Origin of the sequence: Salinisphaera sp. SPP-AMP-43 (genome assembly GCF_049568105.1) — a bacterium.
In the GTDB taxonomy this organism is placed as follows: domain Bacteria; phylum Pseudomonadota; class Gammaproteobacteria; order Nevskiales; family Salinisphaeraceae; genus Salinisphaera.
The window spans coordinates 1676813-1701080 of record NZ_CP145335.1 but is presented as its reverse complement, the minus strand read 5'-3'; the positions used below and the strand labels follow the sequence as shown (position 1 = coordinate 1701080).

Genomic DNA, 24268 nt, shown 5'->3' with positions numbered 1-24268 from the left:
GGGGTCGTCTGGCCCTTGGCTTCCTTAGCCTTGGACTCGGCCGGGGCCGCGCGTTCGGCAGCCACGCCTTCGCCATGACGGTTGAAAGACTTGACCAAGTTAGTCACGCGCTCAGAAAGCTGCGCGCCCTGACCTTTCCAGTGTTCGATACGCTCAATATCCAAGCGCAGCGGTACTTCGCCGCCAACAGCCACCGGATTGAAGAATCCAAGACGCTCGAGGTAACGACCGTCACGCGGATTGCTCTTGTTGGTGACCACAATGTGATAGAAGGGCTTCTTCTTCGCGCCGGAGCGTGCGAGCCGGATTTTGACCATAGCCGAATTATCGCCGTTGTAGATTCATGTGCACGCGGCGTTTATCCGCGCGCGGTTTGAAGGACGCGCATTGTACGCCAATGCGCAGAAAATGGAACCCGTGTGTATAAACCGCCGGGCTGGTACTCAACGTCCCATGCCCGGCGGCAGGGTCGGGCCGCCGCCGCCACCCATGCCGCCCGGCATGTTACCGCCGCCCATGCCTTGCATGGCACGCATCATCTTCTTCATGCCACCGCCTTTCATCTTCTTCATCATCTTACGCATTTGCGTATGCTGCTTGAGCAGGCGGTTGATGTCCTGGACCTGGGTGCCGGACCCCGCTGCGATGCGGCGCTTGCGCGAAGCCTTGATCACATCGGGGAATGCTTTTTCCTGTTTGGTCATGGAGTCGACGATTGCCAGCATACGCTTGACCTGGGTCTCGTCGGCGGCCGCGGCCATGCCCTTGGGCATTTGCGCGCCGCCGGGCATCTTTTCCATCAGCGCGCCAATACCGCCCATGTCCTGCATCTGGCGCAACTGATCGGCCAGGTCATCGAGATCGAAGCCTTTGCCCTTTTTGAGCTTTTTCGCGAGCTTGTCGGCCTTGTCGCGATCGACCTTCTGTTCGGCCTCCTCGACCAGCGATAGCACGTCGCCCATGCCCAGGATGCGCGAGGCGACACGATCTGGATGGAATGGCTCGAGCGCTTCGAGTTTTTCACCGGTACCGAGGAACTTGATCGGCTTGCCGGTAATCTGGCGCACCGACAGCGCCGCGCCGCCGCGGGCGTCGCCGTCGACCTTGGTCAGCACTACGCCGGTCAACGGCAGTGCATCGCCAAACGCCTTGGCGGTATTCGCGGCGTCCTGGCCGGTCATGGAATCGACCACGAACAGGGTTTCGATCGGGTCGAGGATCTGGTGCAGATCGCGTACCTCGCCCATCATCTTTTCGTCGATACCCAGACGACCGGCGGTATCCACGATCAAGACGTCGTACAGACCCTTACGTGCCGCCTCGAGCGCCGACTTAGCGATCTTTTTCGGCTTGTCGGTCGAGGCACTCGGGTGGAAGTCCACGCCGACATCGCCAGCCACGCGCTCGAGCTGATCGATCGCTGCCGGACGATACACGTCGGCCGAGACCACCAGCACCGATTTTTTCTCGCGCTGCGACAGATGGCGCGCAAGTTTGCCGACCGACGTCGTCTTACCCGAACCCTGCAGGCCGGCCATCAGCACCACTGCCGGCGGCTTGGCGCGTAGGTTCAGGCTTTCGTTGGCCTCGCCGAGCAGATTGGTCAGCTCATCGCGCACGATCTTGATCAGTGCCTGGCCCGGAGTGAGGCTGCTCATCACCTCGGACCCGACCGCGCGCTCGCGGATGTCGTCGACGAACTGCTTGACCACCGGCAGCGCCACATCGGCCTCGAGCAGCGCCATGCGCACTTCGCGCAGCGTGGACTTAATGTTGTCCTCGGTCAGCCGGCCACGGCCGGACAGCGTCTTGAGACTGCGATTGAGACGATCGCTAAGGGAATCGAACATGAGAACACGCTCTTGCTGTTACTGCCCCTAGTATAACGGTCTGAAGCCCGTTCTTGTTTGCCGTGAATGCGCAGCGATCGCGTCGGAGCTGTCGTATCGCCGGCTCAGCGTACGCTGCGGTCGTCCTGCCAATCCCAAATACGGCACAATAGGTCGTCATGCCCTATTGCCTCGTCCATCACGGATGACTTTCGTCGTCATCGAAGTTTTGTTGGCTGCTCTGGCCTATACAGCCGCCACGCGCGCGGTATGGCGCCACCACGCAGTCGGCGCGCCCTATTTGCCAGTGACCCTGTTCGGCGCCGCCGGCCTGATCATGCAATTGATCGCCCTCATACACATGACCCTGCATACCGGGGCCATGATTATTGGGGTCGGTACCGCGCTATCGCTGTTTGCCTGGCAGGCCGCGCTGCTGCTGTGGCTGTTCTCGCTCAAACGCTCGATTGGCGCGCTTGGGCTGGTCATCTATCCGATGGCCGGGCTGTGCGTGATCGCCGGACTATTGGTGCCGGATCCGAACGGCGCCCACGAGGCCCTGGACTGGCCACTGCAGGCACATATCCTGCTATCGATGCTTGCGTATGGACTACTCACGCTGGGCGCTGTCCAGGCGGCGGTGCTGTCGATCCAGCATCGTCAGCTGCGCCGGCGGCCACCGTCGGGACTATTTACGACGCTGCCGCCGCTACAGACCATGGAAACGCTGCTGTTCCGGCTGATCGGGGCGGGCTTTTTCGTGCTCAGCCTAGCGATCGCTACCGGCGTATTGTTCATCAACCACCTGTTCGAACAGCATCTGGCGCACAAGGCCGCGCTATCGTTGGTGGCTTGGCTGGTGTTTGCGATCCTGCTGTTCGGGCGCTGGCGCTATGGCTGGCGCGGCCGGGTGGCGGTGCGCGGCGTGATGATTGGTTATATCGTGTTGGTGCTGGCGTATTTCGGCAGCAAGTTGGTGCTCGAGCTGATTCTAGGCGAACATTGGTGGTAACCGGAACCACCCAACCGATCCGGCCGTTTCATTTGACGACGAGCCCGTAGTCCTTGGACGCAATCCCCCTGTGGGTGCTGTTTGGCATCCTCATTTTTATGCTGGCGCTGTCGGCATTCTTCTCCGGTTCCGAAACCGGCCTGATGACCTTGAACCGTTATCGCATGAAGCATATGGCCAAGACCGGCCATGGTGGTGCGAAACGGGCCGCCGACATGCTCGAGACGCCGGACAAGCTGATCGGCCTGATCCTGCTCGGCAACAACCTGGTCAACATCATCGCCTCGTCGCTGGCGACCATGATCGGCATCCGGCTCTACGGCGACTTCGGCGTGGTGCTGTCAACGATATGCCTGACCATCGCAGTGCTGATCTTTTCCGAGGTCACCCCCAAGACGTTGTCCGCCCTGTATCCGGAGCGTATCGCCTATCCGGCGGCCTATATCTACCAGCCGTTGCTGCGGGTGTTCTGGCCCCTGGTGTATCTGTTCAACTCGGCCGGGCGCGGTGTGCTCTGGCTGCTGCGGGTCTCGCCGGAAGAGGCCGCGGGACACTCATTATCCTCCGAGGAGCTGCGCACCGTGGTCACCGAGGCTGGCGCCATGATCCCGCGCCGCCACCAGCAGATGCTGCTCTCGATTCTCGACATGGAAAACGCCACCGTCGAGGACATCATGGTCCCGCGCAACGAAATCGTGGGCATCGATATCAGCAAGCCCTGGCCGGAGATTCTCGAACAGCTCGTACATAACCAGCATACCCGGCTGCCCCTGTTCGACGGCTCGATCGACTCGATCGTCGGTATGGTGCATATGCGCCGGATGCTGGCGCTGATCTCCAACAACGAGCTAGACAAGGACTCGCTGGTGGCGCTGGCCAGTGCCCCGTATTTCATTCCGGAAAACACGCCGCTCAACCAGCAGCTGCTGAATTTCCAGAACCAGAAACGCCGGATCGGTTTCGTGGTCGACGAATACGGCGACATCCAGGGCCTGGCCACGCTCGAAGACATCCTTGAAGAGATCGTTGGCGAATTCACCACCGACCCGCTCACCCGGGTCAAGAACGTCACCATGGACGGCGACAACAGCTATCTGGTCGACGGCACGGTCTCGATCCGGGCACTCAATCGCGCCCTGGGGTGGAAGCTGCCGGTGGACGGGCCGCGCACGATCAACGGCCTGATCACCGAGCAGACCGAGACCATCCCCCAGGCCGGCACCCGGGTCAAAATCAGCAAATATGTCTTCGAGATCACCGAGACCAGCGCCAACCTGATCCAGACCGTGCGCGTGCACCCGCCGCGGCGCAAGCGTCGTCTGCGTGGCGGCGATTTCGAACGCAGCGAACCCGAGCCGTCCGAGTCACAGCGCTACGAAGACAGCAGCTGATTCGCCTGGCGGCACGGCATCGTTCCTCAGCCGGTCGCGTCGATCGCTTCGGCCAAGCGCCCGACCGGCACCACCTCGAGCTCGCCGACGCGCTGGCTGCGCGGCGCGTTAGCCTTGGGTACGATTGCGCGGGTAAAGCCGTGCTTGGCGGCCTCGGCGAGCCGGTCCTCGCCGCCAGGCACGGGCCGGATCTCGCCGGCCAGGCCGATCTCGCCGAAGATAATTAGCTTTTCGCCGAGCGGCTTGTCACGAAAGCTCGACAGCGCGGCCAGGACCACGGCGAGATCGGCCGCAGTCTCGGACACGCGCATGCCGCCGACCACGTTCACGAACACATCCTGATCTGCGAGCGCGATACCGCCGTGGCGGTGCAGTACCGCCAGCAACATTGCCAGACGCTGCGAATCCGGGCCAAGCGCTACGCGCCGCGGGTTATGCAGCTGCGAACCATCGACCAGAGCCTGTACCTCGACCAGCATCGGCCGCGAGCCTTCGCGGGTGACCATCACTGCACTGCCCGGCACCGCGGTGTCGTGGCGCGATAAAAAGATCGCGCTCGGATTCTTGACCTGCTTGAGCCCAGCCCCGGACATCGCGAATACGCCCAGTTCGTTGACCGCACCGAAGCGGTTCTTGACCGCACGGATCACCCGAAAGCGCGAGGAAGCCTCGGCCTCGAAATACAGCACGGTATCAACCATGTGCTCGAGCACCCGCGGGCCGGCGATCGTGCCTTCCTTGGTCACGTGGCCGACCAAAATCAGCGCCGTGCCCGTGGCCTTGGCGAAGCGAACCAACATCGAGGCCGACTCGCGTACCTGCGAAACACTGCCCGGGGCCGACGACAACGCCTGCGAGAACACGGTCTGGATCGAATCGATCACCAACAGTTTGGGCGCCTGCGGCTTGGCCAGCGCCAACACCCGCTCGACGCAAGTCTCGGCCAGGACCGCCAGATCGGCATCGGCCACGCCGAGCCGCTGGGCGCGGAGCTGGACCTGCTCCAACGATTCTTCGCCGGTGTCGTAGAGCGCCGGCACATCGGCCGACAGCTGGGCCAGCACCTGCAGCAGCAGAGTCGATTTGCCGATCCCGGGGTCGCCACCGATCAGGATCACTGAGCCCGGCACCAGACCACCGCCGAGCACCCGGTCGAGCTCGCTCAGCCCGGTCGGGGTGCGCGGCGTTTCGCGCGGCGTGATGGCATTGAGTTTCTGAACCTGCGGCGTGGTATCACCAAACGAGACCGGCGGTGCCGCCGCCCCGGGCTTGGCAGGCGCGGCCGGCACACTCTCGGTCAACGTATTCCAGGCCCCGCAGTCCGGGCACTGGCCGGACCATTTGGGCTGGGTCGAACCACAGTTGTCGCAGACGAAAACAGTCTTGGTCTTGGCCATCGGGTTTCGGGCTCGGCTGAGCAAACGGGCATACTAGGCGGTCAACGACGATGCGCCAACAAGGCGTCCGCGCCGACGGGAGACGAACAACAATCATGGTGGACCGCGAGGATTTCGAATTCGAAAGCCAAGGCACGACGTGTCGTGCCTGGTTCTACCCAGCCCAGAACGAGGCGATGATCGGCTCGGCTGGCGTGCCGGCCATCGTCATGGCTCACGGCCTAGGCGGCACCCGCGATGCCGGCCTGGAAGCGTTCGCGACCCGATTCGCGGACGCCGGCTTTGCCGTGATCGTGTTTGATTATCGCTATTTCGGCGCCAGCGACGGTCGGCCGCGGCAACTCTTGTCGGTCTCGGCCCAACTGGCCGACTGGGCAGCCGCGATCAAAGCCGTGCGGGCCGTCGACGGCATCGACGCCGAGCGAATCGCGCTCTGGGGCACCTCGTTTTCGGGCGGCCACGTGATCGCAGCCGGTGCGGCCGATCAGCGCGTGGCCGCGATTGCCTCGCAAGGACCGATGATGGACGGGCGCGCCGCGGTATTGAACGTGCTGCGCCAGCGCGGGCTATGGCATATGCTCAAGCTGGTCTATGCCGGGCTGCGCGACCAGCTGGCCGACCTCGCCGGCGCCGAGCCCTACCGGATTCCGCTGGTGGCGCAGCCCGGTGGCTTCGCGGCCATGAGCACCGAAGACGCCTATGCAGGCTATATGGCGATCACACCGTCCGACTGGCGCAACGAAATGAGCGCACGCACGCTGCTCACCCTGGCTTTGTACCGCCCCGGACAGAAAGTCGCCCGTCTACGCTGCCCCACCCTGATCCAAATCTGCGATCAGGACAGCGTCGCGCCGGCCGAGGCCGCTGCGGACGCTGCCGCCCGCGGCGGCGACAACATCGTGACGCGCCATTACCGGATTGGCCATTTCGATATCTACCGGGGCGCCGGGTTCCGTCAGGCCAGCAGCGATCAGCTGACATTTTTCAAACAGGCGCTAGCGCCGCGACTAGGCCCGCCCTAGAACCCACGCAGCGGCATGCCGGGCTTGGCCACGCAGCCGGCCCATCGCGGCCGCAAGCGGCCCGGGCCGGCTCTATCCAGGGCTACGGCACACGCTATTGGCCGCCCATATACACACAGCAGGACATACAACAAAGGCGCGACCCGGGCGGGGCCCGGCCCTCGGCAACGCCTGGCGAGCGTCTGACTCCGGGGGCCTCCGACCCGCGCCAAGGCGGCGCCGAGCCGGTATCGGCTCAAACCGCGCCCGGTCCGACTAAATCGTTTCGAACGCGACCCGCGGCGTGAGCCGGCAAAACAATTCATAGGCGATCGTACCGGCGGCCTCAGCGACTTCATCCGCCGGGAGATCGGGCCCCCAGAGCGTGATCCGCTCGCCGATTTCGGCCTCGGGAACAGTGCGCAGATCGACGGTGAGCATGTCCATCGACACTCGGCCGATCAGGGGCACCCGCCGCCCACGAATACTGACCGGGGTACCCGAGGGCGCATGGCGCGGATAACCATCGCCATAGCCGATACCGACGACGCCGACGTCCATATCCTCCGGGGCACACCAAGTGGCGCCGTAACCGATCGGCTCGCCAGCCGCGACACGCCGCCGACTGATCAGAGGCGCGCTCAAGTGCATCGCAGGGCGCAAACCATATTCGGCGGCGCTGGCATGCCCCATAGGAGAACTGCCATAGAGCATGATCCCCGGACGCACCAGATCAGCATGACTGGCTGGCCAAGCCAGCACACCAGCCGAATTGGCGATCGAACACTGGCCGTCGAGAGTCGCCGTTGCCGCTTCGAAATTGGCGATCTGCTGCTCGGTCAGTGGGTGCTCGATATCGTCTGCACAGCCCAGATGGGTCAACCAACCGACGCGCTCGACATGCGGCAACACGGCGAGCTGGCGATCCAGGGCCGCGGCCTCGGCCGCCGGAAAACCTAGCCGATGCATTCCGGAATCGAGCTTGATCCAGACCGACAATGTCGGCCCGACATAGTCAGCCAGCACGTCGAGATGCGACCGATCGAAAACCACCGGCCGAATATCGTGCGCGGCAGCCTGCGCACAGATTGTTGCGTCCAGCGGCTGCGACAGCGTAACGATCGGCTCGACCCGACCGGCCCAGCGCAGCTGCAGCGCCTCTTCCAGCGACGACACAGCGAACCCATCGACGCCGGCCAGCGCACCCGCGACCGTAACCGCCCCATGGCCATAACCATCGGCCTTGACCGCGGCATACACGGCCTGGCGCGGCGCGAATTCGCGCACCTGGCGCAGATTGTGCGCCAGTGCGCTGCGATCGATGCTCGCCAGTGCGCGCCTCATGGCCGGGCACCGTGCTGCATAAAGCCCGCGGGCGACAGGTGCCGCAGCGATCGTCCAAACCGGTCGGTATGCACTGCGAGACGCCATTTCGGCCGGCCTAAGGCGTTGCGGGTCGAGCGCCACGCAAACGGTCCGCCCGAAGCGACAACCGGCGTATAGACGGGCCTCAAACGCAGCACGGCTGTGCGGATCAAAAACATGGGCTCGGCCTAATCGATGAAGTCGTCGTCGTAGTGGTCCTGGAGGTTCTCGAAACGCGTTAGATGCGACAGGAATGCCGTGCGCGCCGTACCGAGCGGGCCATTACGCTGCTTGCCGATAATAATCTCGGCCACCCCTTTGTCTTCGCTGTTTTCGTTATAGACCTCATCGCGATAGACGAAAATGATCACGTCCGCGTCCTGTTCGATGCCGCCCGACTCACGCAAATCGGACATGCGCGGCCGCTTGTTGTCGCGCTGTTCGACCTGGCGGTTGAGCTGCGACAGAGCGATCACCGGCACGTTCAACTCCTTGGCCATGGCCTTGAGCTGGCGCGAAATTTCCGAGATTTCGTTGGTTCGATTTTCCGCCGTACCCGGCACCTGCATCAGCTGCAGATAGTCGACCACGACCAGGCCGATATCGTGCTCGCGCTTCAGACGCCGCGCCCGGGCACGCATCTCGGACGGCGACAGACCCGCGCTATCGTCGATAAACAGCCGGGCGTTTTCGTTCATGATGCCGATCGCCGAGGTAATCTTTGGCCAGTCGTCCTCGGTCAGACGCCCTGAACGCAGGCGGCTCTGGTCGACCCGCCCCCAGGAGGAAATCATACGAATGACCAGCTGCTCTGCCGGCATTTCCAAAGAAAATACCGCGACCGGTACTTTCTCCTTGATCGAGATGTTTTCCACGATGTTCATGGCCAGCGAGGTCTTGCCCATCGACGGGCGTCCGGCCAGGATCAGCAAGTCGGCCGGCTGTAGGCCGTTGGTCATCTTGTCGAACTCGAGCAGTCCGGTGGGCACGCCGGAAAACGCGCCCTCGTTCTGCACCAGTTTCTCGATCTGATTGACCGCCTTGGTCAGCAGCGCGTTGAGCCCGACCGGGCCCTCCCCGCCCTTGCGGCCGCGCTCGGCGATCGCGAAGATTTCTTTTTCGGCCGATCCCAGTACGTCATCAGCGGATTGACCGGCCGGCTCGAAGGCCATCGAGGTGATTTGATCGCCCGCCCGGATGAGCTGGCGCATGACCGAACGCTCGCGAATGATCGTGGCATAGGCCTTGATGTTGGCCGCGCTCGGGATATCGGCCGCCAGATTGCCGATATAACTCGCCCCGCCGGCTTTCTCCAGCAGGCTGTTGTTGCGCAGCCACTCGGTGAGCGTGACCAAATCGCGCGGTTGACCGGTGTCGGCCAGATCGGCCAGACCCCGGAACAGCAGGCGATGATCCTCACGGTAGAAGTCATCCTCGCTGATGGTCCCGGCGATATCGTCCCAGGCTCTTTCGGATAGCAGCAGACCGCCGATTACCGACTGTTCGGCTTCGATGGAATGCGGGGGCAACTTGGCTTCAGCCATGAATTCGGCACAGGTATGGGCACGCGGTTCGCGCAGTTTACGCTACGCCGGCCGGAAGTTTCATTCGCCAGCGCATCGCACCGGGCTCGCGCCCCGAATGTCGGCACAGGCGCTGAAAGCGTGCATAAAAAACGCCGCCCGAAGGCGGCGTTTTTAGCGCTTTAGCGATCGCCTCTTAAGGCTCTTCGCGTTCGCCGATCGGCTCGTCGGCCTCGGTCGCCGACGCGTCGGCCGGCTCGCCGGCATCTTCGACGCGCTCGCCCTCGACCTCTTCGGCCGTGGCGTCGTCTTCGGTGTTTTCGTTGACCCGTGCCGGCATGTTGATGCCCATGTCGGTCTGCTGGGCCACGACGATCTCGATGTTGCAGACCACTTCGGCATGCAGCGTCAGCTCGGCCAGATAATAGCCGACCTGGCGGATGGTGCCTTCGGTGAGCGTGATCTCACGCGGATCGAGTTCGAAGCCTTCATCGTTGACGGCCTGAGCGATCTCCTGCGGACCGACCGAGCCGTACAGCTTGCCTTCGTCACTGGCCCGCATGGCGATCGTGAAGCTCTTGTTGCGCAGCTGATCGGCACGCAGCTTGGCGCGATCTTCACGCTCTTCCGAAGCCGCCTGCAGCTCGGAACGACGCTCTTCGAAGATAGCCAAGTTCTCGCGCGTGGCCGGCAGGGCCATGCCGCGCGGGAATAGATAGTTGCGACCGTAACCGGCACGCACCTTCACGGTGTCGCCGAGATCGCCCAGATTGCGGATTTTCTGCAGCAGAATGATGTCCACTTGAGCGCCTCCTTACGACGAATGGCGGTCGGTGTACGGCAACAGCGCCAGGAAACGGGCGCGCTTGACCGCGGTCGACAGCTGACGCTGGTAACGCGCAGCCGTGCCGGTGATACGGGACGGTACGATCTTGCCGGTCTCGGTGACGTACTGCTTGAGGGTTTCGATATCCTTGTAATCGATCTCTTCAACGCCTTCGGCGGTGAACTTGCAGAAACGACGACGACGGAAAAAACGAGCCATATCGGTGCTCCTTTAGCTAGCGGCCTGGGCCTTGCGGTCCTCGGACTTGCGATCGTCCGACTTCTCGGCGTTCTTGGCCAAGGGGGACGGATCGACGTCGGCCTTGTGGCGGGCGATGACGAGATGACGCAGCACGGCGTCGTTGAAACGGAACAGGTCTTCCAGTTCCTCGCGCGCTTCCTGGGAGCACTCGACGTTCATCAGAACGTAGTGGGCCTTGTGAATCTTGGTGATCGGATAGGCCAGCTGACGGCGGCCCCAATCTTCGTGGCGATGCACCGTACCGCCGTCGTTCTCGACGACGCCCTGGTACTTCTCGACCATCGCAGGCACCTGTTCACTCTGGTCCGGGTGGACCAGGAACACGATTTCATAATGTCGCATTGAATGTCCTTTCGGTTGACAGCCCCCGGGCAAGCGACCCGTAGAGCAAGGATTCGCGGCCAGCAATCGCCGCAAGGCGCGCGATTGTAGTCGCTGAGCTTCGCTAACGCAATGTATGGCTGCGCCGCTAGGCGTTCGGGCTGCGCTGGCGCACGGTCTCGAACAGGGCGACGGCCGCAGCTACCGAGACGTTCAGGCTCTCTATACCGGAAGTCATCGGAATCGACACACGCAGGTCACAATGCCGGGCGGTCAACTCGCGCAGCCCGCTCTGCTCGCCGCCGGCCACCCAGACCAACGGCGACGGCAGCGCCGTTGTGTAGAGCGACTGTTCGCTTTCGCCGTCCAGGCCGACCACCCAGAACCCTTCGTTCTTAAGCCGGTCGAGCGCACGCGAAAGATTGGTCACCACCACGAACGGCACCCGTTCGGCGGCGCCGGCGGCGACTTTACGAGCGGCCGCGGTCAGGCCCGCAGCTCGCTTGCGCGGCGCGATCACTGCGGTCACGCCGGCGGCGGCGGCGCTGCGCAGACAGGCTCCAAGATTATGTGGGTCCTGTACCTGGTCGAGCGCCAGCACCCAAGGCGTGTCGACCTTGCCCAGTAGCTCGCCGAGTTCAGACTCCCGGTACGCGCGCGGCAGCGCCACTTCGACCATACAGCCCTGGTGGCGCACTTCGGGAAGCCAAGCGTCCAGGCGCTTCATCGAGGTGGTTTCGACTGCCACCCCACGCGCCTCGGCTTCGGCCACCAGCTGTTCATAGCGGCCGTGGTACCGGCCTTCGGCCAGCCATAACCGCCTAATCGGTCGGTCGGTTTCGAGCGCCGAGGCAACGGCATGAAAACCGCCGATGCGTTCAATATCGTTGGTAGCGTCAGTCATCGCGGTCTCGCGTTCATTAAAAAGGCCCGGCAACGCCGGGCCATGGCAGCGGGCAACGGGCAGCCCTTACCCGTTGCTGTTTTCGTACTGCGGATTACCCAGATTCGGCGGCGCCGAGAAGGCTTGTTTTTCCTGACCTTCGACAATCGGTTTGATCACGATCGCCACCCGGCGATTCTCGGCTCGGCCCTGCTCGGTGGCATTCGAAGCGACTGGCTGCGATTCACCTCGGGCCCAGGTCAGTACGCGCTGGGACGTCACGCCCCGGCCTTCCAGAAACTGGGCCACAGCCTGGGCACGCTGCTGCGACAGCTTCAGGTTGTGCTGTTCGCTACCGGTACTGTCGGTAAAGCCGACCACGTGAATAGCGGTCTTATCGTACGACCTCAGAACACTGGCAATGCTGTTGAAGGTGTTCTGTGCAGTCGGATTCAGATCGGCGCTATCTACGGCAAACGACGCATCGCTGGCCACACCGATTTTGAGCGTGTCCTGATCGAGACGCGTGATCTCGAGCTCGTCGCGGGCCTGCTGAGCGGCCAGCTTCTTGTCGAGCTCCTTCTGTTGCCGATCCATATAGTGTCCAACGCCCCCGCCGGCCAAGGCGCCAAGGGCGGCGCCGATCGCGGCGTTGGTTCCGGACTTGTCGCCCAGCTGCGAACCCAGCAGACCGCCGAACACGGCGCCGACACCGCCGCCGATTTCAGCCCGACGGTTCGGATCGTTGGCGCAGGCGCTTACGGCGAGAGTGGCTGAAGTCAGAGCAGCGACGAGTAGAGCGGATTTGCCACGCGTCATAGTTAGGTCCCGGTATAAAAGTACAAAATGAACTAGGAAGACTTCTTGCCGCCCGATTTCTTGGAACGACGTTTATTGGACTTCGATTTGTTCTCGGCGTTGCGTTTCGGTTTCGACTTGCCCTTACCGCGTCGCTTGGAGGCTTCATCGTCGGCCTCGACCGGCTCGAAATCGATCTTGCGCTCGTCCAGATCCACCCGGGCAACCTTCACCTGCATCTTGTCCGCAAGGCGATAGACCCGCCCGGCATGCTCGCCGCGCAGACAGCGCGACTGGGCATCGAAGTGGTAGAAGTCGCTGGATAGCGACGATACATGTACCAAGCCGGTGGCAAAGATCCCATCGAGTTCGACGAACAATCCGAAGCCGGTTACGCCGGTCACAGTGCCATCGAAGGTTTGGCCGAGCGAGTCGCTCATGTACTCGCATTTGAGCCAGTCGTCGACGTCACGAGTGGCCTCGTCGGCACGCTGCTCGGCTTCGGAGCAGGTCTGGCCGAGTTGTTCCATGGCCGGCACGTCGTAGCCGAAAGTCTTGGGCCGGCGGCGTTTTTCGACGTGCTTGATGGCTCGATGTACCAACAGATCCGGATAGCGTCGGATCGGCGACGTGAAATGCGCATAGTGATCGAGCGCCAGGCCGAAATGGCCTTCGTTGTGCGGCGTATAGACCGCCCGCTGCAGGCTGCGCAACATGACCGTCTGGATCAGACGCGCATCCGAGCGGTCCCGGACCTGCTCAAGCAGACGCGCATAGTCGGCGGCATCCGGATCGTCGCCGCCGGGCAGCGCCAGACCACGCTCGGCGAGAAACGCCCGCAGATCTTCCAGTGCATCCGCGGCTGGCCCGGCATGCACGCGATACAGCATCGGCATGCGCTTGCGGGTCAAATGCTTGGTCGTAGCGACGTTGGCCGCGATCATGCACTCTTCAATGATCTTGTGCGCCACGTTGCGCTCGGTGGGCACGATGCGCGCGATCTTGCGGTCTTCGTTGAAGACGATACGCGTCGCCTGGGTCTCGAACTCGATCGCCCCGCGATCGCGGCGGTTGTCGAGCAGCGCTTCGTACAGATCGTACAAATCATCTAGCGGTTTCTGCAGACCGGCATAGCGCTCCGGCATGTTCTCCGGATTGTCCAGCCAGTCGGCGACCTGCTCGTACAGCAAACGCGCATGCGACTGGATCACCGCCGAATAGAACTTCGAGGATTTCAGCTCGCCGGCCCGGTTCAGACGCATTTCGCAGACCACGGCCAGGCGATCGACCTCCGGGTTAAGCGAACACAGCCCGTTGGACAACGCTTCGGGCAGCATCGGTACGACATAGTCGGGGAAATACACCGAGGTCGCCCGGCGCTGGGCTTCTTCGTCCAGCGACGAATCCTTATCGACATAGTGCGAGACATCGGCGATCGCGACATACAGCTTGAAGCCGGCGCGTGTTTTCTTGGCGAACACGGCATCGTCGAAATCGCGGGCATCGGCCCCGTCGATGGTCACCAGCGGCATATCGCGTAGATCGACCCGACCGGCCTTATCAGCCTCGGCGACTTCATCACCGCAGGCTTTGGCCTGCTCCATGGCTTCGGCCGGCCATTCATGCGGAATCCCGTTCGAACGGATCGCGATATCGATTTCCATGCCCGGCGCCATGCGATCACCGAGCACTTCGACCACCTCGCCGACCGGCTGACCGCGCTTGGACGGCGGCTGGGTCAGCCGCACGGTTACGATCTGTTCATCCTCAGCGCCGTTGCGCGCATTGGCGGGCACCCGAATCTGGTGCCCGATTCGAGCGTTATCGGGCACCACGTGGTACATGCCGTTATCGGCCACGAACCGACCGATGACTGTTTCGTTAACCCGCTCGAGCACTTCGGCGATACGCCCTTCCCGGCGCCCGCGCGCATCGCGGCCGGTCACGTGCACTACGACCCGATCGCCGTGCATGACCAGCCGCATCTGGCGCGGGCTGAGAAAAACATCATCCTGGCTGCCGTCGTCCGGCAACAAAAAGCCGAACCCATCGCGGTGGCCCTGGACCTTGCCGCGCACCAGATCCATCTTGTCGATCGGGCCGAGTGCGCCGCGCCGGTTCTCCAGCAACTGGCCATCGCGCAGCATGGCGCGCAGGCGATGGTCAAAGGCTTCGGCGGCATCGCCGACGAGCGCGTAATAATCGATCAGTTCCGAGCGGGTCATCGGCCGACCTTCGGTGGCCAGATCCTCCAGTACCAGCTGTCGGCTGGGCACCGGCTCGGCATAGCTGCCCTGCTCGGACGAAAACTGCGGGTCGCGGTCGCGCCAATCGTCGACCGCGCGTTCTTTCTTAGTCAAAATACTTCTCCATAGACGAGGCTCACGATACCGCAACAGCCAACGGTGAAAAATCATCGTTGACAAAGACTCTAACGGCAACTAAATTATGCGCTCCTTAGCCGAGGTGGCGGAATTGGTAGACGCGCTAGCTTCAGGTGCTAGTGGGCGAGAGCCCGTGGAGGTTCAAATCCTCTCCTCGGCACCAAACAAAGAAAAAGCCGCTGTTTTTCAGCGGCTTTTTTTTGTCCGCTTTCAGCGCGCCAGGGCATGGCCGGCGTGTTTGCGGCCTTTCCCATGCTCAGGTCCGGGCACGGCCGACCGGCGATCACCCGATGCGCCCGCGCAGCGCACGCCCTCTCCTATACCCTACCCAGATACGGGCCCCGCTGAGGCGACGCCCTCAATTACGACCTTCGTCTGCCGATAGAATCCAGGGCCGGTTGAGGCCCGTGTGAGTTCGCGTCGGACCTGATCGAGCGCTGCGACAACAGGCAATTCAAATACAACCGCCTACAGGAGTCGCCCGCTCGCTTGAATCGAAGAAAGGCGGTCAGCCCGGCGGGTATGCCGTGCGGCTTTATCTTCGTTCGTTGGCCAGGAACATCCGCTACTGCAACCGGCTGTTGCACGCCACTCGCATCCAATCTCAACCGAGTCCAGGAGCATCGGGAAAGCCGGACTAGCACCGTTTTTCCGTTCGTTTTCGGTGATTAGTATCGAGGGTTAGCGTTGATGAGAGTACCGCGTTTAGGTCTAGCGACTCGGCTTTCTTTAGCCATCGCCGCCTGCGTGTTTGCAGGCTTTATCGGGCTCAGCTTCTGGCTGACTTCCAGTTCTGCCCAAATGGTTCGCACCAATGCGGGCAACGACATGGCCCGCGAACAGCAGCAGATCGCGAAGATGATCTCGCTGTTCCAAGACACGCTCGAAACCCAGGTCAGCAAATCTCTCGACCTCTTTCTATCGAACCTGGCCAGCAGTTATTCGCTGGATCCCCAGGAGCGGATCGACGTCGGCGGACATTCGGCACCAACGCTGACCTCATTCGGCCGAACTTTGAACAACTCGTTCGACGTAGTCGATCACTACACCGACCGTACTAATGACCCGGTCACCCTGTTCGCGCGGGACGGGCAGGATTTCATCCGCATCAGCACGTCGCTCAAGAAAGCAGACGGTACACGCGCGATCGGCACCCTGCTCGATCGCGACAGCACCAGCTACAAGCAGTTGATGGCCGATAAGCCCTATGTCGGTACGGCCAATCTGTTCGGTACGCCTTACATCACCAAATACAAACCCATCCACGACGACGACGGACGCGTGGTCGGTGCCTGGTTCCTCGGAGTTGGCATCGCCGAGCAGATGGCCCAGCTGACAACCCAGATTCGGGAACTCGGCCGCGGCGAGAACGGGTTCGCCATGCTCATCGATTCCCGGAACGGGCAAGTCGTTGCCGGCGGGCCCTATGAAGGACAGGCGATCCGCGATATCCCGGTCGCCGGCAATGAGCAGCCATTGGCGGCACTGTTGCAAAAGCCACAAGGCGAGATCCATTACCGCCCCCGTGGTGACGATACGCGCGCGCGTACGACGTATTATTTGAGCTATCCCGCCTGGCACTGGGTAATCGCCAGCACGGTGGTCAACCAAGAGGTCGAAGCGGGGATTGCCCATCTGAAAAATCAGGCACTGTGGATCACCCTGCTGGTCGCGATCGCTCTGGCGGCGGTGTTCTATGGGCTGTTGCGCGTCATGCTCGGTCGCCCGCTGGCGCAGGTCGTCCGCACGGCCGAAGCGCTTGCGGGAGGCGATCTGACCCAGCGCATGACAAGTCGGCGCCGCGATGAAATCGGCCAGCTGATCGGGGCCATGAACGGCATTGGCGAGGGTCTGTCCGAAATCGTACAGAAGGTGCGTCGCAGCGTGAGCACACTCAGTCACGGGGCCGAGACCATCGCCCGCGACACCAACTCTCTGTCCGAGCGCAGTGACCAGGCGGCCAGCAGCTTGCAACAGACTTCGGCCTCTCTCGAAGAGATTACGGCGACGGTGGAAAACACGGCCAGCAGTGCCGACCGAGCCCGGACCTTGAGCAACGATACGGCCGACCTGGCACGTTCGGGCAATTCGGCAATGGACGATGCCCGTTCATCGATGCAGACCATCAATCGGTCGGCCGAAAAGATCGGTGAGATTCTAACGCTGATGGATTCGCTGGCTTTCCAGACCAATATTCTGGCCTTGAATGCCTCCGTCGAAGCGGCCCGCGCCGGCGAGCACGGGCGCGGCTTCGCCGTGGTGGCCCAAGAAGTCCGCGGTCTGGCCGATCGAACCGCTCAAGCCGCTGGCGACATCCGTACATTGATCGAGCAGTCGACCGAGGATGCCCGCAATGGCGATACGCAGGTGACGCTCGCGGCTGACCGCGTCGCCGAGATTCTCAATGCGGTCTCGCACGTACAGACCGTCGTGGCCGAGATCAGCGAAGGCGCCGCGCAGCAGAACGAAGGCATCCAGCAAATCAATACCGCGGTCAATGAGCTGGATACCACGACCCAGCAAAATGCCGGCATGGTCGAAGATTCTTCCAAGGCCGCGCAGACGATCCGCGATCAAGCCAGTACGCTGGCTGAGCTGGTCTCTCGTCTGAAAGTCTCGGAGGAAGCCCAGCAGGGCTTTACGGCCCCTGCCGAGCCCTCGGTTCGTGCCCGCGCACCGGCATCGCCAGCGTTCGACACCCCGGCCAAAGCCCAACCCCGGGCCCGCCGCACCCCAGTCGAACCCCAGCCGGCCAATGAGAACGACGACGCCGACTGGGCCACTTTTTGACCGCGTCGCAAAACGATGGCGGCCCGGTAACGGGCCGCCGCTGGCCGATCACAGCGCGGCGCTTCTGATGGATTCATGCACGAGGCCGGCCTAGCGGTCGATCGGCCTTGCTCGGCCCGGCACGGGCATAAAACGTCACCCAAGGCTAGCGGTGGTCGCGGGTCAAACGATGCCCATGCGTTTGCCAGAAGCGGGTCGCCGAGTTGATCAACTCCAGCAGACGGCCCGGTTCCGGATGGCTTCCGGGCGGCAGTTCGATACCGGCAATGGGTAGCCGATCACTCGATCCATCCCCAGGCTTCAGGTGAATGACCAGACCGCTGGTATGGCACAGGCATTGCCCGTTTCTTTCGATCGTCCACTGAGGGCCTTCCGTTACAAACTGTCGATCTACCATGGCATCAATCGATCGCGCACTATCGACACGAGCCATCAGAGCCAGGGGTGTGGCCGGTATGTCGCCATGTCGGACGCCGTATTTTGCAGCGCGGAATTTTTCTCCAGCGCCCCGAACATGCGCTATCCGTAGGTCTACTTAAACGGAATGGTCGATGCACGCATAAGCGTGCGCCGGTTCTGTGTTCGCCCGGCGATCTCGGGCGGTGCCGTCAACAGCGTCGGGCCGGCATCTCATTGTTCAATAACGGTGTCTTAGCGATATTATGACGCCGCGACAGCTTGCACGATAAGGGGGAAAAACCGTCATGGCTTTACGTATCTACGAACCAGTGACTCCGCCCGATCTCGCAATAAATCGGAAATCGGTCAAGGCGATCTTGTCGCACCTGTTCATTGATCTACCCCAGGCAGTACTGGTCGCCGACCGCGAGCGACGGGTCATATCCGTCAATCCTGCGGCCTGTCAGCTTTTCCGGTACAAAGAACAAGAGCTGATCGGGCAGTCGACCAGCTCTCTTTACGCCAATGCGGCGGATTTCGTCGAACAAGGCGAAAAACGCTTCAACAGCGATGCGCAGGCCGTTCACGACCAGTACTTAATGCGCTATCAGCGCAGCGATCATAGTGTATTCACCGGCGAGACGATCGCAGGTCCGATTCGCGAATCGCCCGAGGCCCCGCCGCTGTACATGGCGTTGATTCGCGACGTCTCGGCCCGCCTCAAGGCCGACGAAGTATTGGAAAAGCTCTACAACATCACGTGCGATCCCAGTCTGAGCTTCGAACAGACCCAGCGCGCGATTCTCGAGCTGGGCCGGTCATATTTCGCGATGCCGCTCGGTCTCGTCAGCAATATCGATGATCACACTTTCGAAATACGCGAGGCCATCGACGTCAACGACGAGACTCATAGCGGGGATATTCATCCAACCGCCGAGACGTTTTGTTCGGAGATCGTCGCGCGTCGCGGACCATATGCCACCGATCGCCTGAACGATTCGGCCATGTGCGAACACCCGGCCTTTCGACGCTTTGGCCTAGGCTCGTATATCGGTGCGCCGCTCTATCTCAAAGGCGATTTCATCGGCACGATCGCCTTCTGTAGCCCTCGCTCAACCGGCGGTTTTACCGATGAGCATCTCAAGATCGTTGCGATGTTCGCGCAGTGGCTCAGCCATGAAATCGAACGCAATCAGGCGCTGGTCGAATTGCAGCAGGCCCATGCCAAGCTGCAACAGATTGCGACCCAGGACGAACTGACCGGCCTGGGCAATCGGCGCCAGCTCACCGAATACTTCGACCGCGAACAAAGCCGGGCCGAGCGTTATAGCCGCCCCTTGAGTGTCGCTCTAGTCGATTTCGATCATTTCAAGCAGTTGAACGACCAATACGGCCATGCCGCCGGGGACGCGGCCCTGCAGCTATTCGCCAAGGTTGCCAATGCAACGCTTCGCAGCTCGGATCTGGTCGGACGCTGGGGCGGCGAAGAGTTCATCATCGTCCTACCCGACACCCCGGTGGACGCCGCCAAGACCGTGATCGACCGGCTGCTCGGCAATATTCGAACGGCGCCGTTCGAACCCGGGAGTCACAGGGTTGTATTGACTGCCAGCGCCGGTCTGGCGTCGACCCTCGGCAAAGAAAGCCTCGAAGACGTCTTGAGCCGCGCCGACGGTGCGTTGTACGCCGCCAAGGCTGCCGGTCGCGATCGGGCTCTCATGAGTGCCGACCCGCTCAGGGGGCCGGCTTGATTCGCAAGATCAAACCGCCCGGGCGCGAACTTCGGCCGCCTCCAGCCAAGGCGTATTGATGTCCCGTGCGAAGCCACACCATAAACACCCGGCGGCTAAACAAAACGCCGCGCGGGCGACGTCGTCACCCACCATTAGCCGCGGGTTCGAGTGAACCGTAGTGGTTCCGAAGGGTTGTGCCCAAATCGCGTCTGGCGGCATCGCACAACCCGGTTGCACGGCCTGGTCAGCAGCCCCTGCCGTGCCGGCCACGATTTGCGGCAGCAAGGCAGCGCTCGTACCGCCTATCAACAAAGCCTAGGACGACACCGCATGATCGAGCATAACCCCAGTCGTCGAACAAACTGAGCCTCCGGCAGGTCGAACGGATGCCCGCCAGGGCACAGAGCGGGCTGCGGCGTTCGTGTCATCCCAATCGGTAAGTCGACGTCGCCAAGACGATCGGTATGATGAACCCGCCGCGGTGATGCATCGTGGCCCAGGATTTGTGCGCCATTCATCAATGGCTTGGAACTGTGTTCATCCTATCCGGCAAAGGATTTAGCTCATGCAGCAGAAACCGACGCTTACCCTAGACGAGGTCAATCATATTCTGGACGCTGCCCAGCGCGAGGCCGAATCCAACGGCTGGCCGGTGGCGATCAGCGTCGTCGATGACGGTGGCCATCCCCTGGCCCTGCGACGGCTCGACGACTGCGCGCCCATGGGCAGCTATATCGCCACGGAGAAAGCCCGCAGTGCAGCGCTTGGGCGCAAGGAAACCCAGGCTTTCGAAGACATGATCAACGGCGGCCGCTCGGCGTTTCTGTCGGTACCGGAGTTGAAAGGCACCATGACGGGCGGTGTACCCATCGTGGTCGATGGCCAGATCGCAGGCGCGGTCGGCGTCTCTGGGGTCAAACCGGATCAGGATGCCCAGACGGCCAAGGCCGGAGTGGCAGCGATCGACTCTTAACACCAGTCAAGCCTTCGAAACAGTGCTATCCATGGCGGCCGTCCTGCCAGCGTAACTCCGCCTGCAGGGGGCCGCTGTGGATCGGGCCTCTTTTACCGAGCGTGGCCGCCCGCCCGGTATTGCGCCATCGGTGATGCGCTAAGCACATCCCAAACACGCCGTTGGTGGCATGATTAAGACTGACCGTAATGCCGCGACACTCGGGGCCGGCGCTTGCCGTCGTACCCGGGCGATGCCGCGAGCGCTTACCCAACTGCCGCCCTGGCGGGCGCGAGCAACCATAACTCCTTCATGCCAAACGACGCCCCGATCATCGAAAGGCTCCATGCCAACGCCCCCCAGCTCGCCGTAATTTCGGGCTGGACTTACGACATGTGGGGCGATCTACACCCGGAAAAAGGGCCTATGGAGTGGTTTGCGGAAAATCAGAAGAATTGCAGCCCGGCCGGTGTTCCGTCGGTTTTCGTGGCGAGCCGCCAAGGCCAGCCGGTCGGTACGGCCAGCCTGGTGAGTCAGGACATGAATGCCCGGCCAGAGCTGACGCCTTGGCTGGCCTCGGTCTACGTGGTGCCAGAGGCCCGCGGCCAAGGCATCGCTTCTGCGCTCGTTCAGCGGGTCGAACGAGAAGCCAGACACGCCGGGGTAGAGCGTCTGTATCTCTACACTCCCGATCAACAGCGTCTCTATCAACGCCTGGGTTGGCAGGCCCAGGAACATCTCGAGTATCGCGGTGAGCACGTCACGCTAATGACACGCCGCCCCTAGCGCCGTGTACGCCGGCCATATGCCGAGCAGGCGCCGGGGTATGGCTCAGCGCTGTCTCGACCCTACATCTAGGGTTACCACAATCTTTTATAGATAACAAAGGGTTATCCCGTATTCGCGCATCGTATCAACCACACTAGGGTAGAGCGCTTTACAGCTCCCCCCCAACCTGCTCGACCCTGGAGACCCAATGACCCACCCTCACTCGTTGCTGACCGGTGTGCTCTGCGTATCCGCGCTTGCTGCCAGTTCGGCAGCCGTGGCGCAGGATCACAGCGACGCCTCGACTTATTCGACCATCAACAATCTCGGCGATCTGTCGTCCAACACATCGGGCAACCCCGCGCCGCTGCATCTGAACGCCGGTTTCGAGGCCAATAGCGCGGATTATTTTCGGGGGGGTTACGACGGCGTCAGCACCGACGCCAGCGATACGGCGCTGTCTCCTTTTGCATCGATCAGCCTCGACTTGCCGACATTGGGCCTGTTCGACGCACTGAATCTTACCGCGGGCAGCCATACCAGCTTCACGACCAATACGGTCGCGGCCCAGCGCAACGGCCATCGCGAATCCTGGTATGAAGCCAATAATTTCGTCGGCTTATCTGGCCAGATGGCGCATGATTTCTCGCTTGGCGTGACCTATACCGACTACACCTCGCCGAACGACCAGTTTGCGTCGTCTCAAGAGCTCGCCGTCGCGCTAGGCCATCAGGATGTGCTCCACCCGCAACTCAAAGTCGCGACACCGGTCGATAACGGCGAAGGCACCTTCGTGCGGGGCGATATCAGCCCGGCGGTCCAGACCTTCGAAAGCACGGACCACCCGGTTACCTTCAAGCTGCCGCTGGCGATCGGCGCGGGTTTCGACGACTACTACGGCGACGATACCGGAACCCCCGGGTTTGTCAGCGCCGGCGCCCATGCCTCGCTCGCCTTGAGTCAACCGGATGGCCAGTTCGGCCACTGGACGGTCGATGCCGGTGTGGATGTCATGGCACGTAACGACGATTTACAGGACGTCAATCCAGAGCATGACGATACGGTGATCCCGGTCGGCATGGTCCGAATCGCGGTCGCCTACTAAATCGTCCTGGTCGGCCCGGTATAGAGCCGCGCTACCGGCTGCCCGGTTTTCGTGTACCGCACGGCCGATCGCAGCCGGCCTTGGCTCAAACAGATCCGGATGGCTGAGCCTTCAAGCCTCTATCGGCGCGCTGGGCGCTGTCTGGAGCGCGCCGGTCAAATACAACAGCCGCTCGACGCCCTGATTACTGGGCCTCGAGCGGCTTTGTCCGATGCGTGAGCGGACTGTGCCAAGCCAGAGCCGACCTTAGGCGCCAACGATCATCCGCGAGTAGGATTTCGTCGTGTATCGCACGGCTTCGACGAGACCCACCGAGATCGCGGTAACCACGGCCACGTTGGCGATACCCAGGGCCACCGCCAGCCCACCGTTGTCCACCGGGAAAACCAGCGGACTGCGTGCAATCGCTGAAGCCACATAGCCGTGGACGAAATAGATCCCGAACGACAGCGCGGCGAGATAGTTGAACAGCCGCAGCAGCCGCGACCGATTGGACAGGGCCACAAAATCCACGTGGTGGCACTGCGCGCAGATCAGCACGAATAAAATCAATTTGGCCAGAATCGCAAGACTCGAATAGGCATACGGGTCGCGATACACGCAGGCCAGCGCCGTCGTCACGATGAACATCCCTACCAAGCCAAGGCCGTAACCCGCGGCATGCTCGATCCAGTGATCCCAGTAGCGGTGCAACGCCATGCCGACGATATACACCGGCAGAAAATGCATGAACGATACTAAGGGCCCGATATTGTCTGTTGCACGCTGGGTAAAGACCAGCGATACGAGACAAGCCACAGCCACATATTTGAGCAGCGAACTATCCGCGAGGTAGCGGAGTAACGGATAGCAGGCAAAAATCATCAACAGTACCGGGATGAACCAAAGCGGCAACAAATGGGCCCCGGTTATCAGGAAATAGCCGATCTGATAAAGCACCGAATGCTCGTGGAGCGCCGCCAGGTCGATCCGTGAATGGGTCGGCAGCACCGCGACATACAGCAGAATGCCCGGTATCGACATGATCAGATAAGGCAGCGCTACGTTGCGCAGCTTCGAGCGCCAGAACCCGAGCGTGGTATAGCTGGCGTGTAGATGCTGAAACAAAAAACCCGAAATCAGCACGAACAAAGCGGTGCCTTCTCGAAGCAAGGCCCGATAGATATGTTCGACCGCGTTATTGTCGTGCGGCGCGAATGAATTGGTATGCGCCGCTACGATCAACAAAATGGCGACGCCGCGCAGCGCATGAATATAGCCGAGTTGCCCTTTCATGGCCGGGCCGCCTGCCATGCCGGCCGCGATGCGTCCTGACATCGGTCAACAGCAGCGGGCACGTCCGCCGACCATACCGAGCGTCGCTGCGCGACACCCCCTGTAGAATAAAAAAACATGCACCCTCTTCCGGGCTGGCTCTGGATTGACTCGCGGTTCGCTATCCTAGGGCCTGTTGTGGTTTGGGGCGAGAACGGGGTTGCACCATCGGGACACTGACCGACCTGGGCGACCAAGGATCGCAGGGCGAGGAAG

Annotated in this window: 19 protein-coding genes, 1 tRNA gene and 1 pseudogene; 9 read left to right on the top strand and 12 right to left on the bottom strand. The window is 62.0% G+C overall.

Features of this window, described 5'->3' with window-relative positions; genetic code table 11:
• Positions 1-80: 80 nt before the first annotated feature.
• Positions 81-317, bottom strand: a pseudogene (gene rpsP / locus V5738_RS07215) (30S ribosomal protein S16); the annotation flags it as partial.
• Between the two features lie 126 nt (positions 318-443).
• Positions 444-1850, bottom strand: coding sequence for a signal recognition particle protein (ffh, locus tag V5738_RS07210; protein ID WP_423823750.1), 1407 nt, complete (start codon positions 1848-1850; stop codon positions 444-446).
• A 184-nt stretch (positions 1851-2034) separates the two neighbouring features.
• On the opposite strand from ffh, the gene V5738_RS07205 reads away from it, so the two are divergent.
• Positions 2035-2841: a cytochrome C assembly family protein gene (locus V5738_RS07205; RefSeq protein WP_423823749.1), complete on the top strand. Its 807-nt coding sequence runs from the start codon at positions 2035-2037 to the stop codon at positions 2839-2841.
• Positions 2842-2894: 53 nt separating this feature from the next.
• On the top strand, positions 2895-4232 hold the full coding sequence (locus tag V5738_RS07200) for an HlyC/CorC family transporter (RefSeq protein WP_423823748.1): 1338 nt from the start codon (positions 2895-2897) through the stop codon (positions 4230-4232).
• A gap of 26 nt (positions 4233-4258) precedes the next feature.
• On the opposite strand, the gene radA is transcribed toward V5738_RS07200, so the two are convergent.
• Positions 4259-5629 (bottom strand): DNA repair protein RadA, encoded by a 1371-nt coding sequence (gene radA, locus V5738_RS07195; protein ID WP_423823747.1) that lies wholly within the window; start codon positions 5627-5629, stop codon positions 4259-4261.
• Positions 5630-5724: 95 nt separating this feature from the next.
• Between radA and V5738_RS07190 the strand changes: the two genes are divergently transcribed.
• A complete protein-coding gene (locus tag V5738_RS07190; RefSeq protein WP_423823746.1) occupies positions 5725-6651 on the top strand; it encodes an alpha/beta hydrolase in 927 nt (308 codons plus the stop codon).
• 255 nt (positions 6652-6906) lie between these two features.
• On the opposite strand, the gene alr is transcribed toward V5738_RS07190, so the two are convergent.
• The 8 genes from alr to rnr form a co-directional block, all read right to left on the bottom strand.
• Positions 6907-7974 carry an alanine racemase gene (gene alr, locus V5738_RS07185; protein WP_423823745.1) on the bottom strand — a complete coding sequence of 356 codons (1068 nt, stop codon included), beginning with the start codon at positions 7972-7974 and terminating at the stop codon, positions 6907-6909.
• Between the two features lie 209 nt (positions 7975-8183).
• Positions 8184-9539 carry a replicative DNA helicase gene (gene dnaB / locus V5738_RS07180; RefSeq protein WP_423823744.1) on the bottom strand — a complete coding sequence of 452 codons (1356 nt, stop codon included), beginning with the start codon at positions 9537-9539 and terminating at the stop codon, positions 8184-8186.
• Between the two features lie 175 nt (positions 9540-9714).
• Positions 9715-10320 carry a 50S ribosomal protein L9 gene (rplI, locus tag V5738_RS07175; RefSeq protein ID WP_423823743.1) on the bottom strand — a complete coding sequence of 202 codons (606 nt, stop codon included), beginning with the start codon at positions 10318-10320 and terminating at the stop codon, positions 9715-9717.
• A 12-nt stretch (positions 10321-10332) separates the two neighbouring features.
• A complete protein-coding gene (gene rpsR / locus V5738_RS07170; RefSeq protein WP_006914321.1) occupies positions 10333-10563 on the bottom strand; it encodes a 30S ribosomal protein S18 in 231 nt (76 codons plus the stop codon).
• Between the two features lie 12 nt (positions 10564-10575).
• Positions 10576-10947: a 30S ribosomal protein S6 gene (rpsF, locus tag V5738_RS07165; RefSeq protein ID WP_423823742.1), complete on the bottom strand. Its 372-nt coding sequence runs from the start codon at positions 10945-10947 to the stop codon at positions 10576-10578.
• A 127-nt stretch (positions 10948-11074) separates the two neighbouring features.
• Positions 11075-11830: a 23S rRNA (guanosine(2251)-2'-O)-methyltransferase RlmB gene (gene rlmB / locus V5738_RS07160; protein ID WP_423823741.1), complete on the bottom strand. Its 756-nt coding sequence runs from the start codon at positions 11828-11830 to the stop codon at positions 11075-11077.
• A 66-nt stretch (positions 11831-11896) separates the two neighbouring features.
• On the bottom strand, positions 11897-12628 hold the full coding sequence (locus V5738_RS07155; protein WP_423823740.1) for an OmpA family protein: 732 nt from the start codon (positions 12626-12628) through the stop codon (positions 11897-11899).
• A gap of 32 nt (positions 12629-12660) precedes the next feature.
• A complete protein-coding gene (gene rnr / locus V5738_RS07150; RefSeq protein ID WP_423823739.1) occupies positions 12661-14967 on the bottom strand; it encodes a ribonuclease R in 2307 nt (768 codons plus the stop codon).
• A 100-nt stretch (positions 14968-15067) separates the two neighbouring features.
• Here rnr and V5738_RS07145 point away from each other — a divergent pair.
• The 6 genes from V5738_RS07145 (at position 15068) to V5738_RS07120 (ending at position 22738) form a co-directional block, all read left to right on the top strand.
• A tRNA-Leu gene (locus tag V5738_RS07145) sits at positions 15068-15154 on the top strand.
• Positions 15155-15792: 638 nt separating this feature from the next.
• Complete coding sequence (locus V5738_RS07140) at positions 15793-17781, top strand: methyl-accepting chemotaxis protein (protein ID WP_423823738.1); 1989 nt, start codon at positions 15793-15795, stop codon at positions 17779-17781.
• A gap of 704 nt (positions 17782-18485) precedes the next feature.
• On the top strand, positions 18486-19931 hold the full coding sequence (locus V5738_RS07135) for a bifunctional diguanylate cyclase/phosphodiesterase (protein WP_423823737.1): 1446 nt from the start codon (positions 18486-18488) through the stop codon (positions 19929-19931).
• 547 nt (positions 19932-20478) lie between these two features.
• Positions 20479-20886, top strand: coding sequence for a GlcG/HbpS family heme-binding protein (locus tag V5738_RS07130; RefSeq protein WP_423823736.1), 408 nt, complete (start codon positions 20479-20481; stop codon positions 20884-20886).
• A 291-nt stretch (positions 20887-21177) separates the two neighbouring features.
• Positions 21178-21651, top strand: coding sequence for a GNAT family N-acetyltransferase (locus V5738_RS07125; protein WP_423823735.1), 474 nt, complete (start codon positions 21178-21180; stop codon positions 21649-21651).
• A gap of 190 nt (positions 21652-21841) precedes the next feature.
• The gene (locus V5738_RS07120) at positions 21842-22738 is read left to right on the top strand and encodes a hypothetical protein (RefSeq protein ID WP_423823734.1); all 897 of its coding nucleotides are present in this window, start codon (positions 21842-21844) and stop codon (positions 22736-22738) included.
• A 246-nt stretch (positions 22739-22984) separates the two neighbouring features.
• Here the strand turns inward: V5738_RS07120 and V5738_RS07115 are convergent, their stop codons facing one another.
• Positions 22985-24013 carry an acyltransferase family protein gene (locus tag V5738_RS07115; protein ID WP_423823733.1) on the bottom strand — a complete coding sequence of 343 codons (1029 nt, stop codon included), beginning with the start codon at positions 24011-24013 and terminating at the stop codon, positions 22985-22987.
• Positions 24014-24268 lie beyond the last annotated feature (255 nt).

What these genes read in the sequence shown, in the direction of transcription:
- ffh (WP_423823750.1), bottom strand. Translation starts at nt 1,850, where the DNA reads ATGTTCGATTCCCTTAGCGATCGTCTCAATCGCAGTCTCAAGACGCTG.
- V5738_RS07205 (WP_423823749.1), top strand. Translation starts at nt 2,035, where the DNA reads ATGACTTTCGTCGTCATCGAAGTTTTGTTGGCTGCTCTGGCCTATACA.
- radA (WP_423823747.1), bottom strand. Translation starts at nt 5,629, where the DNA reads ATGGCCAAGACCAAGACTGTTTTCGTCTGCGACAACTGTGGTTCGACC.
- V5738_RS07190 (WP_423823746.1), top strand. Translation starts at nt 5,725, where the DNA reads ATGGTGGACCGCGAGGATTTCGAATTCGAAAGCCAAGGCACGACGTGT.
- alr (WP_423823745.1), bottom strand. Translation starts at nt 7,974, where the DNA reads ATGAGGCGCGCACTGGCGAGCATCGATCGCAGCGCACTGGCGCACAAT.
- dnaB (WP_423823744.1), bottom strand. Translation starts at nt 9,539, where the DNA reads ATGGCTGAAGCCAAGTTGCCCCCGCATTCCATCGAAGCCGAACAGTCG.
- rpsR (WP_006914321.1), bottom strand. Translation starts at nt 10,563, where the DNA reads ATGGCTCGTTTTTTCCGTCGTCGTCGTTTCTGCAAGTTCACCGCCGAA.
- rpsF (WP_423823742.1), bottom strand. Translation starts at nt 10,947, where the DNA reads ATGCGACATTATGAAATCGTGTTCCTGGTCCACCCGGACCAGAGTGAA.
- rlmB (WP_423823741.1), bottom strand. Translation starts at nt 11,830, where the DNA reads ATGACTGACGCTACCAACGATATTGAACGCATCGGCGGTTTTCATGCC.
- V5738_RS07155 (WP_423823740.1), bottom strand. Translation starts at nt 12,628, where the DNA reads ATGACGCGTGGCAAATCCGCTCTACTCGTCGCTGCTCTGACTTCAGCC.
- V5738_RS07140 (WP_423823738.1), top strand. Translation starts at nt 15,793, where the DNA reads ATGGTTCGCACCAATGCGGGCAACGACATGGCCCGCGAACAGCAGCAG.
- V5738_RS07135 (WP_423823737.1), top strand. Translation starts at nt 18,486, where the DNA reads ATGGCTTTACGTATCTACGAACCAGTGACTCCGCCCGATCTCGCAATA.
- V5738_RS07130 (WP_423823736.1), top strand. Translation starts at nt 20,479, where the DNA reads ATGCAGCAGAAACCGACGCTTACCCTAGACGAGGTCAATCATATTCTG.
- V5738_RS07125 (WP_423823735.1), top strand. Translation starts at nt 21,178, where the DNA reads ATGCCAAACGACGCCCCGATCATCGAAAGGCTCCATGCCAACGCCCCC.
- V5738_RS07120 (WP_423823734.1), top strand. Translation starts at nt 21,842, where the DNA reads ATGACCCACCCTCACTCGTTGCTGACCGGTGTGCTCTGCGTATCCGCG.
- V5738_RS07115 (WP_423823733.1), bottom strand. Translation starts at nt 24,013, where the DNA reads ATGAAAGGGCAACTCGGCTATATTCATGCGCTGCGCGGCGTCGCCATT.